At 68.4% G+C, this 14973-nt stretch carries 8 protein-coding genes; all 8 read left to right on the top strand.

Annotation, left to right across the window (positions count from 1 at the left end; all coding sequences use genetic code 11):
• Window positions 1–145: 145 nt before the first annotated feature.
• The 8 genes from ACZ5CR_RS33810 to ACZ5CR_RS33845 all read left to right on the top strand — a co-directional run bounded on the left by ACZ5CR_RS33810 (window position 146) and on the right by ACZ5CR_RS33845 (window position 14973).
• The gene (locus ACZ5CR_RS33810) at window positions 146–385 is read left to right on the top strand and encodes a hypothetical protein (protein WP_468864605.1); all 240 of its coding nucleotides are present in this window, start codon (window positions 146–148) and stop codon (window positions 383–385) included.
• Window positions 382–615, top strand: a complete 234-nt coding sequence (locus tag ACZ5CR_RS33815) for a hypothetical protein (RefSeq protein ID WP_468864607.1) — start codon at window positions 382–384, stop codon at window positions 613–615. Before ACZ5CR_RS33810 ends, ACZ5CR_RS33815 begins: the two co-directional genes overlap by 4 nt.
• 144 nt (window positions 616–759) lie before the next feature.
• A complete protein-coding gene (locus ACZ5CR_RS33820) occupies window positions 760–2706 on the top strand; it encodes a DNA/RNA helicase domain-containing protein (RefSeq protein WP_468864610.1) in 1947 nt (648 codons plus the stop codon).
• 92 nt (window positions 2707–2798) lie between these two features.
• Window positions 2799–6704, top strand: coding sequence for a BREX-2 system ATPase PglY (pglY, locus tag ACZ5CR_RS33825; RefSeq protein ID WP_468864613.1), 3906 nt, complete (start codon window positions 2799–2801; stop codon window positions 6702–6704).
• The gene (gene pglZ / locus ACZ5CR_RS33830) at window positions 6701–9628 is read left to right on the top strand and encodes a BREX-2 system phosphatase PglZ (protein ID WP_468864616.1); all 2928 of its coding nucleotides are present in this window, start codon (window positions 6701–6703) and stop codon (window positions 9626–9628) included. The genes pglY and pglZ overlap by 4 nt, the downstream gene beginning before the upstream one ends.
• 40 nt (window positions 9629–9668) lie before the next feature.
• On the top strand, window positions 9669–11417 hold the full coding sequence (locus ACZ5CR_RS33835; protein ID WP_468864618.1) for an AIPR family protein: 1749 nt from the start codon (window positions 9669–9671) through the stop codon (window positions 11415–11417).
• A 44-nt stretch (window positions 11418–11461) separates the two neighbouring features.
• A complete protein-coding gene (brxD, locus tag ACZ5CR_RS33840) occupies window positions 11462–12811 on the top strand; it encodes a BREX system ATP-binding protein BrxD (protein ID WP_468864620.1) in 1350 nt (449 codons plus the stop codon).
• The gene (locus ACZ5CR_RS33845) at window positions 12811–14973 is read left to right on the top strand and encodes a DEAD/DEAH box helicase (RefSeq protein ID WP_468864622.1); all 2163 of its coding nucleotides are present in this window, start codon (window positions 12811–12813) and stop codon (window positions 14971–14973) included. The genes brxD and ACZ5CR_RS33845 overlap by 1 nt, the downstream gene beginning before the upstream one ends.

Below are 14973 nucleotides of genomic sequence, written 5' to 3' on the forward strand. Positions count from 1 at the left end.
AGACCGGCCGCCCACCTCCGGGCGCATTCTCGTTACGACCGGACTACACAGCGTAATTGGCGCAGCGCAGCCGGGTCATGGAATCAGCGGAACAGCTCAGGAACCACACCAAGAACCCCGCCGAGAAGCACCAACAAGGACCCACATGAACCCCACACCGCCCCCTCCCCACACCCCCAAGGTCCAGGAAGCCGTCGAAGCCCGCGACGCCCTCGCCGCCGCGCTCTCCCAAGCGGGCATCCAGCTCCCCGCGATGGACATCCGCACCCCCTGGGCGGACGACCGTAAGGCCGAAGCGCAGTACGCCCTCGTCCACCTCGGCGTGTGCTCGGCCCCGATCGCCCTCATGCTCGCGGACGTGATCACAAAGGGGATCACCGGGTGACGGAGGACGCCGCCGACCGGGCACCCACCGTCGGCGAGGCCGTCCACGACAGTGAGCGCGACCGCGTCGGACGGGTCATGGGCCACGAGGGCCCGTACGTCCAACTGCGTCCGCTCGCCGGTGGCCGGGAGTGGGACGCCGACCCCGACCGCCTCCGCATCCTCACCCAAGATGAACTGCTGAGTGCCCTCCTCGCCGAGGTGAACGCCCGGAGCAGGCAGCCCAGATGACAACACCACCCCCCTCATGGCCGACTCCGTACCGACCACCTCCCCATGATCAACGCCCTCACCTAGGATGGCGAGAACCAATCTCAGCGGCCCGACGGGCTTCCTGACCCGCCGCGCGACATCGCGTGGCGGAGCACGAAGGACATGCCCCCACCCGCACGAGTCTTCTTCGTGCTGCCTGGGGGCATTGCCTTGCTGTTCCGTGAATCCGCGGCGTCCGTGGCCGCCCGCATCCTCGAAGGGTCGCTGGCGCTGCATCTGACCGAGAACTTCCGTCATCTGCACGGCCACAGCGCCGGGCAGTCGGAAATCCGGTCCTGGGAACGCAGTCTCCCCGCTCTCGTCAACGCCCTCATCGAGGCCGGGCTCGACGACGTCGAGGTGCTCATCGAGTACAGCCTGCCCCTCACCAGCAAGCGCGCGGATGCCGTACTCGCGGGCGTGCACCCCACCACGGGCGAACCGTCGTACGTCGTGGTCGAGCTGAAGCAGTGGAGCGCCGCCTACCCGGAGGAGGACGAGCCGCTGCTGTGCCGGATCGACGCGTATCCGGACGCCGTGCTCAATCCGATCGAGCAGGTCCGGGGCTACTGCGAGTACCTGCTGTCCTTCAACGGCGCTCTGGAGCGGATGCCGAAGTCTGTGGCCGGGGTGGCGTTTCTGCACAACGCCGCCGAGTCCCGTATCGCAGGTCTGCGCGGCGTCGAGGAGGACCAGCACGGCCGGCTGTACACCGGCGAGCAGCGCGGCGCCTTCCTGGACTTCCTGCGCTCGCGGCTCGCAGCCAAGCCCGGCGCGGAGGCTGCTGACGTACTGCTCGACGGGAAGATCCGGCCGTCGAAGCAACTGATGGCTCTCGCGGCGGCCGAGATCCGCGACCGCGAGCAGTTCGTCCTCATCGCCGAGCAGCGGGTCGCGTACGAGAAGGTGATGTCCGCCGTCCGCAAGGCCAAGCAGTCCAACCACAAGCAGGTCGTCGTGGTGACCGGCGGTCCCGGCTCCGGCAAGAGTGTGGTCGCCCTGTCGCTGCTCGGTGAGCTGTACCGGCGCGGGGTGACCGCGCTGCACGCCACCGGGTCCGCGTCGTTCACCAAGACCATGCGCAAGGTCGCCGGAGCGCGGAAGCCCGCCGTGCAGAAGCTGTTCATGTACTTCAACAGCTTCATGGACGCCGAGCCGAACGACCTCGACGTGCTGATCTGCGACGAGGCCCACCGGCTGCGCAAGACGTCCGCCAACCGCTACACGAAGGCTGAACTGCGCACCGGCCGCCCTCAGGTGGCGGAGCTGATCGACGCGGCTCGGGTGCCGGTGTTCCTGCTCGACCAGCACCAGGTAGTGCGGCCCGGTGAGATGGGCACCAAGGCGGAGATCCAGCGGGCCGCCGCCGCTCAGGGTCTTGAGTGCACGGTCGTGGCGCTGGACGGGCAGTTCCGGTGCGGTGGCAGTGACGCGTACGAGAAGTGGGTCGTCGACCTGCTCGGCCTGGAGAACGGCACGCCCCACTCGTGGGAGCCGGACGGCAAGCTGGAGCTGCGGACCGCGGAGAGCCCGCAGGAGCTGGAGGATTTCCTCGTCGCCCGCCGGGCCGAGGGCTACGGCGCACGGATGTCGGCCGGTTACTGCTGGAAGTGGACCACCAAGGTCACCCCGGGCATGACCGAGCTGCCCACCGATGTCGTCATCGGCGAGTGGGCGCGGCCCTGGAACGTGTACGGCGACCGGTCCCTCCTCGGCGCGCCGCCCGCGCCCCTGTGGGCCACCGACCCGGACGGTTTCGGGCAGGTGGGCTGCGTCTACACCGCGCAGGGCTTCGAGTACGACTGGTCGGGCGTGATCATCGGGCCCGACCTGGTGTGGCGTACGGACCACTGGGTCGTGGACCGGTCGGCGTCCAAGGATCCGATCTTCACCAAGGCGACGCCGGACAGCGAGATCGACCGGCTGATCCGCAACACCTACAAAGTGCTGCTGACCCGGGGCATGGTCGGCACGGTCGTCTACTCGACGGACCCTGAGACGCGCGACAAGTTGCGCTCGCTCGTGAGTCCGACGTCCGAGGCAGAGTCGGAGGCAATCGTCCTCGTGTAGTCGGGCATATGCGGAAAGAGGTCATCCGATGACAGTAGAAAGTCATACGATCGGATGACCCTGCGCAGACGCCCGTCGGAGAGTGATCGTTCATGGCCCAACAGCCGCTCTTACTCCGTGATGTCATCGACATCAAGGAGTCCATATCCACGTCCGACTTCGTCCTCCAGCTCTCGGAGGCAACGGCCCCGGAAGGCGCCGAACGTGCGCTCCGGGATTACGTGGTCACGGAACGGCTGCTGGAGAACTTCGACGAGGCGCTCGGTCTTATCCGGGCCGCGCTAGACGGACACACGTCGAAGGCGGCCTATCTCCACGGGTCGTTCGGTTCCGGTAAGTCGCACTTCATGGCGGTGCTCCACGCACTGCTCAGCGGAGCCCCAGCGGCTCGCGCGCGAACGGACCTGGACCCGGTGCTCACCAAGCACGAGTGGCTCGGCACGGAGGGGAAGCGATTCCTGCTCGTGCCGTACCACATGCTCGGTGCGAAGGCGCTGGAGCAGCGGATCCTCGGTGGGTACGTGAGCCACGTCAAGAAGCTGCACCCCGAGGCTCCGACGCCGCAGGTGTACCGGACGGACGCCCTGTTCGAGGACATTCGCGCGATGCGGTCCCGCATGGGCGACCAGGCGGTCATCGGCGGTCTCATCTCGGCGGACGACGGCGGCGGCACCGCGGACGAGGAGGACGAGTGGGGCGAGGCGTTCGGATGGACGCCTCAACTCCTCGACACCGCCCTCGCCGCTGAGGAGATCCACGAAGGCGGCCAGGCGCTCAACCTGGTCAGTCCGTCGACGCCCGCCGAGCTGCGGGCACGCCTTGTGCAGGACGCGAGCACGCATCTGCTGCCGGGCTTCGCGAAGAACGCCGCCGAGGACGAGCACGGGTTCGTCTCGCTCGACGCCGGCCTGTCCGTGATCGCCGAGCACGCCAAGTCGCTCGGCTACGACGGTCTTATCCTCTTCATGGATGAGCTGATCCTGTGGCTCGCGACCCTCATCCACGACCAGAAGTTCGTGGCCCGGGAAGCCGGAAAGATCACCAACTTCGTGGAGGGCGGCGACGCCCGCCGTGCCGTGCCGGTGATCTCGTTCATCGCCCGTCAGCGCGACCTGCGCGAACTGGTCGGCGAGGAAGTGTCGGGAGCGGCCGAGGCATCCATCCAGGACACTCTCAACCTGGCCTCGGGCCGGTTCGACAAGATCACGCTGGAGGACCGCAACCTCCCCCAGGTCGCGCACGCCCGCCTACTCAAGCCCAAGGACGACAAGTCCGCCGCCCTCGTCGAGGCCGAGTTCGAGAAGACCCGCAGGATCCGCCAGGAGGTGTGGGACACGCTCCTGGGCTCCGACCGCGGTGCCGACGGCGTCGGTGCGGACGAGGAGAGCTTCCGGCTGACGTACCCCTTCTCACCGGCGTTCATGGACACCCTCGTACACGTGTCGTCCGCGCTCCAGCGCAACCGGACCGGCATGAAGCTCATGGGACAGCTGCTCGCCGACCACCGGGCCGAGTTACGGCTCGGCGACCTGATCCCGGTCGGCGACCTGTATCCGCTGATTACAGCGGGCGGGGACAAGCCGTTCACCGACAGTCTCAAGGTGGTCTTCGAGGCCGCCGACAAGCTGTACCGGACGAAGCTACGTCCCTATCTCCTCCTCACGCACAACGTGTCGGAGGAAGTCATCGAGCAGTACGTCCACCGGCCTGACAGCATCACCGACCCGGACCTGCTCCCCCGGATCAAGCAGTTCACCGGTGACAACCGCATCGTCGGCACCCTGCTGCTCTCGGCACTCGCCCCGAGCGTCCCGGCCCTGTCCGATCTGACCATCCGCCGCCTGTCCGCGCTCAACTACGGCTCGGTGGCCGCCCCGATCCCGGGCCGCGAGTACGGCATCCTGAAGAACAAGGTGGCCGAGTGGGCGGGCCGCTTCCCCGAGATCAAGGAGACCGGCACCGAGGCCAACCCGGGCGTCCGGCTCGAACTGTCGGGCGTCGACGTCGACTCGGTGATCGCCAACGCCAACGTCAACGACAACCCCGGCAACCGCGAGGCCCTCGCGAAGCGGCTCCTCGTCGAGGAACTCGGTGTTCAGCAGGACCAGTTGATCAACGAACTGCACTTCGCCTGGCGGGGCACGGAGCGCAGTGTCGAGGTGCTGTTCGGCAATGTCGCCGACACGGACGAGCTGCCGGACCACGACCTCATGCCGCAGCAGGACGGGCACTGGCGGCTCGTGATCGACCTTCCCTTCGACGAGAGTGAGTACGGGCCGCGCGAGGACGCCATGCGGATGCAGCGGCTGCGCGAGCGGCAGGGCGAGCCGTCCCGCAGCGTCGCCTGGCTTCCCACCCACCTCTCCAGCCAGCGGTACGCCGACTTCCGCCGCCTCGTCGTCATCGACAAGGCCCTCTCCGACAGCCAGCGGTTCGACGGCCAGTACGCGAGCCACCTGAGCCCCGACAACCGGGCCCGCGCGAAGGGGCTCCTGGAGACCCAGCGGGAGTCCCTGCTCAAGAACGTGAAGGCGGCCTTCAAGCAGGCCTACGGTCTCGCCGACAAGAAGGCCACCGACGTGGAACTCGGCTTCGGCGACCATCTGCAGTCGCTGCGCGAGGTCGATGGCCTGACGCTCTCCTTCGGCCAGTCGCTGCGGGACGGCATCCGGCACATCGCGGGCAAGCTGCTCGCGAGCCAGTACCCGGACCACCCGAACCTCGACCCCGAAGGCAACGGCACCGTCGTCAAGCCTGCCGATGCCAGAAAGGTCTTCACGCACGTACGGGCCGCCGCCGAGGCCCGCGACGGACGCGCCGAAGTCCCCGCCACCGACCGGAACCTGATGCGCCGAGTGGCCGCCCCGCTGCGGCTCGGGCAGCAGAAGGAGGCGTACTTCGAGGTGTCGGAGTACTGGGCCGATCACTTCCGGCAGCTCGCCAGGGGGCAGGGCGTGACCGGGGACCTCAGCCTGATCACCCTGGCCGACTGGACGGACCGGCCGGCACCGCGCGGTCTGCCGGTCTTCCTCGTCCGCCTCATAGTGGCCTCGTTCGCCGAGATGGACGACCGGGTGTGGGTTCGCGCGGGCACGCCGCTGGACCCGGCGCCCCAGCTGAACGAGATCAAGGACCATGACGCGCTGCGCAGCCAGCCGCTGCCCTCCGAGGAGGACTGGTCTGCCGCCCGCGAGTGCTTCTCCACGGTCTTCGGCGATCCTGCACCCACGCTGCGACGTGGCCGCATGGTCAACCAGCTCGCCCGGCAGATCGCTCAGCAGGCGGGCGCCCACCTGGAGGCTGCCCGCGAGCTGGTGACGCAGCTGGAGCGGCACACCGGCTTCCTCCACCTCGACGAAACCGCCGAGGGCGGACGCCTCGCCCTCGCTCGACGGAGCGTCGAATTGCTCCAGGAGCTGACGCGCTCGGCCGGTCAGGGAGCCGCCGGAGCACGGAAGACCGTCGAGGCCCTGGCCGCCTTCGACTTCGGCCAGGTCGGCGCCGACCGGTTCGGGACCTCCGTCACGCAGGCTCGTGCGGTCGCGCAGGCGCTGGACTCGGCGTCCTGGACCACCCTCGACCTCGCCACCTCGGAGGGGCCGGAGGGAGAAGCGCTGCTGGAGTCCCTGCGTAACGTGGCACAGAGCGACCAGCGGACCAACGACCTGAAGGAGGCGCTGGCCAGGACGCAGCGCGACGTCCTTGCGCTGGTGAAGCGCAACCGTGCGAAGTCGAATCCGACTCCTCCTCCGCCGCCTGCTCGCCCGGAGCCCGGCCCCGGTGATGTACGCCTCGACACCAGGACGAGTCATCCGGCCATCCCTGTACAGAGAGCGGGCACCTCTGGCGCATCCGCTCCGGGACGACTGAAGCGCTCCGGGGGCGGGCGGACGACCGCCTCCAGAGCGGCTGCCGAACTCCAAGCCGAAATTGCCGAGTTGGCGGCGCGTGAACCCGGTACTGAGGTCGAGATCACCTGGCGGGCAGTCGAACGATGAGCACGGCGACGACCAGCACGGTGGCCGTGCGGCTGAACCTCGCGACGATCACCCAGTACCTGTCGACCCAGAGTTCTCTGGCCGACGCCTTGGCGGACGAGGACAAGGGCCGGCGCCGGGCCGTGCTGCTGCGCTCCGCACCGCAGTGGGACGGCCCCGCCGAACACATATGGGGCGACGGTCTGTCGGCTCGGATCGTGGCGGCGCCCTCCCCGCTCGCCGTGCACGAACTGCTGCTCGGCCACCTGTCGGACACGGGCGCGGCCGGTCCTGCCGTACTCGTCGTCCTGACCGACCGCGAACCGAACGAGCTCGACCCCGGAATCCTGGCCCGCACCCACAAGAAGCGCATCGACACGGTGGACAGCTGGGACGTGGTGCGGGACGCGTTCGGAGCTCATCAGGTCGACCAACGGCTCAAGGACGACAAGTGGGCCGCGGAGGCACTGCTGGACGCGGCACCGCCGAGGGGTGGCTGGCCCCGTCTTGGAGGCGGCATCCTGTCGCGCGGCACCGCGTTGTCGGCACTCGCGCTGCGGCGCCTGAGACTGGGCAGTTACGAGGACGAGGCGGCCCGCCAGGACCACACCACGTCCGCCGACCGCCTCGACACCCACGCCCTCCTTGACTGGTCCCTGCTTCAGGGCCGTCCGGAGCACTTCCTGGCCCTCCGCGGACCCGAACGCGGCGGCTTGGCCCGGTTCCTGAGCGAGGACGACCGCGCCGGACTCGCGGGGCGGGCACTTCTGGACCTCGTCGAGGCCGAACACGGACCGGACGCGGTGGCCTTCGGACTCGTCTGCGCCGCGCTGTGGTGCCACGCCGAACCGGACGCCGCCGTCTACACAGCGCGCGGTCGCGCGGAGCGCTGGTTCGGAGAGCGTCCTTCGGCGCAGGGGGAGCAGCTCGACGCCATGGCGACCGCCTTCGGCCGGGCCTCGGAGGACTACGTGGGCACACTGCTCGCCGCAGCCGCCAGGGACCGTTCCGCGGCTGCGGGCTCGGAGTCGGTCCGCGAGGCACGACGGTCCAGCGACACGGTGCTGGACAGCGCCTCGGTGCTGGTCCGCCAGTTCGGTGCGGAAGCCGCCGCCAGAGCCAGTCCTCTCCTGTCAGCAGGTCTGGACGCCAGGTTCACAGCTGTCGGCACGGCCCTGACCGCCGGTGAGCCGGGTCCGCTCGACGCCGCCGTGCGTTCCTTGAGCGAGCACCGGCGTGCACAAGGGCCGGAGGTCCAGTCACGGATCGAGCGGACCCGCATGGCCCAGCGGCTCGTCCGGTGGCTGGCCACCGAGCCGCAGACCGAGGCGTCACACGTGGGCGGAGCCATAGAACGGCACCTCAAAGAGACCGCTTGGGTGGATCGCGCCCTCGAACACATCGAGGCGGGCGGGGACTCCGACGACCGGCTGAGGACCGCGTACGACTCACTGGCCGTGCGCGTGCGCGAGCGGCGCCACGAGATCGACCGTGAATTCGCGCGCGCCCTGGCGACCTGGACTGCCGCCGGTACTGATCCCGGCGGAATGCTGACGGTCGAGACGTTCCTGGACCGGGTGGTGAAGCCGGTGGTCCGAGGGGCGCCCGACCGACGTGTGCTGCTGATCGTCCTGGACGGGATGAGTGCGGCCATCGCCACCGAACTGGGCGAGGAACTGCGCGCCACATGGGCCGAGTTCGATCCGGTGGCCGCTGAGGGCGCTCCGCTCCGCCGCGCGATGGCAGCAGCTCTTCCCACGCTCACTTCCGTGTCCCGCACTTCGCTGTTCGCGGGCAGGCTGGCGCAGGGATCGCAGAAAGACGAAGCCCAGCTCTTTCCCGCACTTCCGTTCTGGAACGGTGCGCAGGCGGCCGTGTTCCACAAGGACGGCCTGCGTGCCGACAGTGCGGGAGACACCTTCGGGCCCGAGCTCACCGAAGCGCTCATGGACGGTCGCACGCATGTGGCCGTCGTCCTCAACGCGATCGACGACCGACTGGCCAAGGAGCAGAAGCTGGGGGACGGCGCCTGGCAGGCCGGGCACATTCCGGGCCTTCCGGATCTGCTGCGGATCGCCGCCTCGCAGGGGATGGCCGTGGTCATCACCAGCGACCACGGGCATGTCGTGGACCGGCACGGGGTGAAGGTGGACACCGGCTCGCCGCAGTCCGCCCGTCACCGGACACCGGACGGCGGGGTGGGCCCGACGGAAGTTGCGCTGCACGGGCCCCGGGTCATCGCGCCGGAGTCCGGTGGATCGATCACCGCGCTGTGGGACGCCGACTCGCGGTACACAGCTCGTAAGGCCGGGTACCACGGCGGGGCGTCCCTCGCCGAGTTCACCATTCCTGTGCTGGCCTTCCTGCCCTTCGGAGCGACGCCTCCTCCGGTCTGGCGGGAGCTGGCGGATCAGCGACCGGCCTGGTGGCTGCCTACCGGGTCCATGCCTCCCACTGTCAGCATTCCGCCCGCCCCGACAGCCCCGGCAAAGCGGCAGGCGCGGCAGAAGCCGACGAAGGCACAGGTTCAGGCGCAGGCCCAGGTCGCCCGTACGCACGACTCGTTGTTCGAGGTCGCGTTGGTTCCGGCACCCGACAGCGAGGGAGCGCTGGTGACCACCGCCCTCGTCGGTCCCGACGACACCCTCGTCTCGTCCCTCTTCGCTTCAGAGGCGTTCCAGGGACAGATCGGCCTGCTCGCCCGCAAGCCGCCCATGGACAAGGTCGAAGGGGCGATTCGAGCCCTGCTCGACGCCGGTGGCACGCTGCCGGTGTCCGCGCTGGCGCAGCGCGTGTCCTACCCGGTGACCCGATCTGACGGCTTCGCCGCGATCCTGCGCCAACTGCTCAATTACGACGGGGTGCAAGTCCTGGAAACCCTGCCGGACGGGCGCACCCTCCGCCTCGATCTCGCCCTGCTGCGCCTGCAGTTCGACCTAGCCTGACCTTCCATCCGACGTCCCTTCCACCGATGAGCCAGGAGCCATGAGCGCCAACGACCGTGTGCTGATCAACCAGATGATCGAGGAGCGGCGCAACGCCCGCGCCGTCCCGCTTACGTTCGACGCGGCCTTCGAGAGGTTCGCCGGTGAGCACGCGCTGCACGGCTTCGGCCTCTCCGAGGAGGAGATCGAGGCCGGCGTGATCGGAGGCGCCAACGACGGCGGCATCGACGGGGCCTACGTCTTCCTCGGCGGTCGGCTCCTGCACGAGGACAGCGAGATCTTCCAGCAGCACTCCGCTGTCTCGAACGTGGAGCAGGGAAGCCAGCTCACGCTGTGGCTCATCCAGGCCAAGACCAGCGCGGGGTTCTCCGAAACGGCCCTGGACAAGGCGGCGTCCACCTGCGCGAACCTGTTGAACATGGAGGTCGACGAGAGCACCGTCGGAGTGCTGTACACCGCCGATCTCCTCGCCCGCTTCAGACTTTTCAGAACCGCGTTATCGCGTCTCCTCACGCGCCACCCGACCGTCCTCATCAAGTTCTCGTACGTGACGCGCGGCGAGGCGAGCGAGGTGCACCCCAAGGTTCAGGCAAAAGCCAAGATCCTGGAGACGCAGTTCTCCAACGCCTTCGCCATCTCCACGGGTGAGGTCGAGTTCCTCGGCCCCGCGGAACTCTGGCAGCGTGCCAGCACTCTCCCCTCGTACACCCTGGAACTGCCCTACAGGGAGAGCATCACCCACGGCACCAGCCACATCGCCCTGGTCGGTCTTGGCGAGTACCTCGACTTCCTCAGCGACGAGACCGGGTCCATCAAGTCCCATATCTTCGACTGGAACGTCCGTGACTATCAGGGCAATGTCGAGGTGAACCGGGAGATCACGGCTTCCCTCCAGAACCCCGAGGCGCCGGAGTTCTGGTGGCTCAACAACGGCATCACCATCGTGTGCTCGCAGGCGACCTCCGTCGGAAAGCGGCTCAGCCTCTCCGACGTACAGATAGTCAACGGTCTCCAGACCTCGTACACGCTCCACGAGACGCTGCACGACCTCTACCTGACCGAGCCGACCGACCCCGTCTTCAACAGGCTCGTGCAGGTACGCATCCTCGTCACCGTGGACCAAGCCGCGCGGGACTCCGTCATCCGCGCCACCAACCGGCAGACGAGCGTCCCGGTCGCCTCTCTCCGGGCCACGGACGACATCCAACGGCAGATCGAGTCGTACTTCCTGGAGCACGACTGGTTCTACGACCGGCGCAAAAACTTCTATCGGAACCAAGGCAAGCCGGCCGACCGTATCGTCAGCATTCCCCTGCTGGCACAGTCCGTGATGGCTATGGCGCTGGGACGGCCCGACGACGCCCGCGCCCGCCCCTCCAGCTTGCTGAAGTCCGACACCGACTACCGGCGCGTCTTCTCGGCGAAGACGGAACTTCCCGTCTACCTGTGGCTGGCCAAAGCGCAGCGCCAAGTGGACGAGTTCTTGCAGTCGATGTCGGATCCCGTCTCCCGGTCACTGCACACGAATCTCCACTTCCATCTCGCCATGCTCGGCGCGGTCGACCTCATGGGCCGCGTGTTCAGCAAGCCGGAAGCCCTGGACAACGCCGCCAGAGAAGAGGTCTTCCCGAGCGCGGCGCGCCTCGAATCGTTGTGGGCATCGCTTCAGGAGCAGTTCGAGAACTTCCAGCGAGAGAACCGTTCGGGGGCCGACAAGACCGCGAAGAGCAGCGAATTCGTCTCTTACCTCACGACCAACCTCGGATACGGCAGCCACCGGCGCAGGTGACCCGGAGGACGGTTCTTCACCATGCGCGAGAACGGTTCCTCACCATGCACGGATGGGACAATGAGCGAGTGATCGATCCGCGTCCTTCTCCCGTCTCCGCCGCTCGGCGACGCACCGCCCTCGACGCGCTCCGGCGCGGTGCGGTGCCCGAGAACGGCCTGGATCTTCTTGCCACCGGCCTCGACCGTTTCGAGTCCGCGCTCGACGCGGAACTCGATGCGGTCGCCTCGGGTGGCTCGGTCTTCAAGGCTGTGCGAGGTGAGTACGGTTCCGGCAAGACCTTCTTCACCCGGTGGCTCGGAGAGCGCGCCAGGCAGCGTAACTTCGCCGTTGCCGAGATCCAGGTCTCGGAGACGGAAACTCCGCTGCACAAGCTGGAGACCGTCTACCGGCGTCTCACCGAGCGGCTGTCCACCCCGAGCTTCCCACCGAGTGCCCTGCGGCCCGTGGTGGACGCGTGGTTCTACGCCCTGGAGGAGGACGCTCTCGCCGCCGGTGCCGACGAGAATGATCTGTGCGGCGCGGTGGAGGAGTTGCTGACCGCCCGGCTGACCGAGGTGTCCCGACACGCGCCGTCCTTCGCGGCCGCGCTGCGCGGCTACCGAACCGCTCTCTCCGAGGGCGACGAGGCGACGGCAGCGGCCATCCTCGCCTGGCTCGGCGGCCAGCCCCATGTGGCGGCTGCTGCGCGCCGTTCCGCGGGGGTACGCGGCGACCTCGACCACTTCGGGGCCCTGGGTTTCCTGCAGGGGTTGCTCACCGTCCTGCGGGATTCCGGCCACCGAGGACTGTTCGTCGTACTGGACGAGGTGGAAACCCTGCAGAGAGTGCGATCGGACGCCCGGGACAAGGCACTCAACGCCTTGCGCCAGCTGATCGACGAAGTCCACTCGGGACGGTTCCCCGGCCTCTATCTGGTCATCACCGGCACACCCGCCTTCTACGACGGCCAGCAAGGCGTGCAACGACTCCCGCCGCTCGCCCAGCGACTCGCCACGGACTTCACGACCGATCCCCGCTTCGACAACCCCCGGGCAGTCCAACTGCGTCTGCCCGGATTCACCCTGGAGTCGCTGACCGGCCTCGGTGTGACCATCCGGGACCTTTTCGCGTCCGGGGCAGACTCTCCCGAACGGGTCAAGGCGCTGGCGGACGACGCGTATGTTGCCGATCTTGCCCGTGCGGTGGGCGGGGCCCTCGCGGGCAAGGTAGGGGTCGCGCCCCGGCTCTTCCTCAAAAAGCTGGTCGGCGACGTCCTCGACCGTATCGATCAGTTCCCGGACTTCGACCCACGGCAGCACTACCGGCTCACGGTCGGCGGCAGTGAACTCACCGATGTGGAGCGGAACCTGGCCGGGGCGTCGTCGGCCGACGCAGTCGACCTGGAGCTGTGATGGATCCGGCCTCAGAACCCGTCGACCGGCTCGACCCCGTCATCCTGCACCACGTGGTCAACACGCTCGGCTGGCCGGACCTGCGCCCCCTTCAACGAGCCGCGATCAACCCGGTGATGGACGGCGAGGACACCGTCCTGCTCGCCCCCACCGCCGGAGGCAAGACCGAGGCGGCCTGTCTGCCGATCCTGTCGGCCATGTCCGAACGGGGCTGGACCGGCACCTCGGTCCTCTACCTCTGTCCGCTCAAGGCGCTCCTCAACAATCTCGTGACTCGCGTCGACGGCTACGCACAGTGGCTCGGACGACGCGCGGCACTGTGGCACGGGGACACGAAGGAGTCGCAACGTCAACGTATCCGTACCGACAGGCCCGACATCCTGCTGACGACGCCCGAGTCACTGGAAGCCATGCTGATCGGAGTGAAGACGGACCACGCGCACCTGCTGGGCGGTGTCCGGGCCGTCGTCGTCGACGAGGTGCACGCGTTCGCGGGCGACGACCGGGGCTGGCATCTCCTGGCGGTCCTCGAACGCCTCCAAAGGGTCACCGGGCATCCCATCCAGCGGATCGGATTGTCGGCGACCGTCGGAAATCCCCGCCAGCTGCTCACCTGGCTGCAAGGATCCGGCGCCGGTCGGCGCGCGGGGCAGGTCATCGGCCCAGAGTTCACAACCTCCTCGGACGCGTCCTCCGACGGGGTGCCCGCGGACGACGTGACCGGGCCCCCGCCCGGTGAGATCGAACTCGACTACGTGGGCTCTCTGTCCAACGCGGCCAAGGTCATCGCGGCCCTGCACAGGGGCGAAAAGCGGCTGGTCTTCTGTGAGTCACGACGGCAGGTGGAGGAGCTGGGAGCGGCACTACGGGCACGTGACGTCACGGTGTTCCTGTCCCACGCCTCTCTGTCCGCAGACGAGCGGGCCCGGTCCGAGCTGGCGTTCGCCGAGGCCCGTGACTGCGTCATCGTGGCCACGTCCACCCTGGAACTGGGCATAGACGTCGGCGACCTCGACCGAGTCGTCCAGATCGACTCGCCCAGCACAGTCGCCTCGTTCCTTCAGCGCGTCGGCCGTACAGGGCGTCGCGCGGGGAACACCCGCAACTGCCTGTTTCTGGCCACGCACAAGGACACTCTGTTGCAGGCCGCCGCGTTGCTGCTGCTCTGGGGCCGCGGTTGGGTCGAGCCAGTCGTCGCACCACCCGCACCGCGGCATCTGGTCGCGCAGCAGCTCCTTGCCGCCACACTCCAGGAGCACAAGCTGGGCGATCAGGTGTGGCCGGAGCAGTGGAACGGCCTGGCTCCCTTCGACCGTTCGGCCACTCCCATCCTGCGTCACCTGACGGAGGAAGGCTTTTTGGACACCGACGAAGGCATGCTGTTCATCGGCTTGGAAGCTGAGCGGCGTTTCGGGCGACGTCACTTCATCGAACTGACCGCGTCTTTCACCGCGCCACCACAGTTCACCGTCCTGTCCGGCCGCTCCGAGATCGGCCGGATGGATCCGTCGGTACTCACTGAGGAACGTCCGGGCCCCCGACGACTACTGCTCGCGGGCCGCAGCTGGCAGGTGACGTTCATCGACTGGGGCCGCAAGCGAGTGTTCGTCGAGCCGGTCGACGGGGGTGGGGTCGCCAAGTGGTCCGGAGGCACGCTCGTCGGGCTTTCGTACGAGCTGACGCGCGCCATGCGGGATGTCCTCCTCGGCACCGACCCGAAGGTATCGCTCACCCGACGAGCCGGAGTCTGCCTCCAGGAGTGGCGTGACGAGGACGCCCAGCATCTCGTCCACCCCGGCGGGACGCTGATCTCGCGGCGCGGAAACGACGTCCGCTGGTGGACGTGGGCGGGCTATCGCGCCAACGCGACGCTGGGCGCGACACTCTCGTCCATCGCTGATCCTGTTCAGCGGCCGACGGACTGCTACCTGCGGCTACGGGAAGATCTGAACCTGAGCATGTGGCGCGCCGCACTGGACGCCGCACAGGCCGAGCCGACGCTGGTCCTGCCTGACGTCGACCAGCGGGCAGTGCGCGGCCTGAAGTTCTCGGCAGCACTCCCCCAACGGCTGGCCGTTGCCACTTTGTCGGCAAGGCTGGCCGACTTCGTCGGCGCGCGCGCCGCTCTGGCGGAACCGAAACGCTTCTCAACCTCCCAGTGA

This window comes from Streptomyces sp. NPDC031274 (assembly GCF_055570235.1).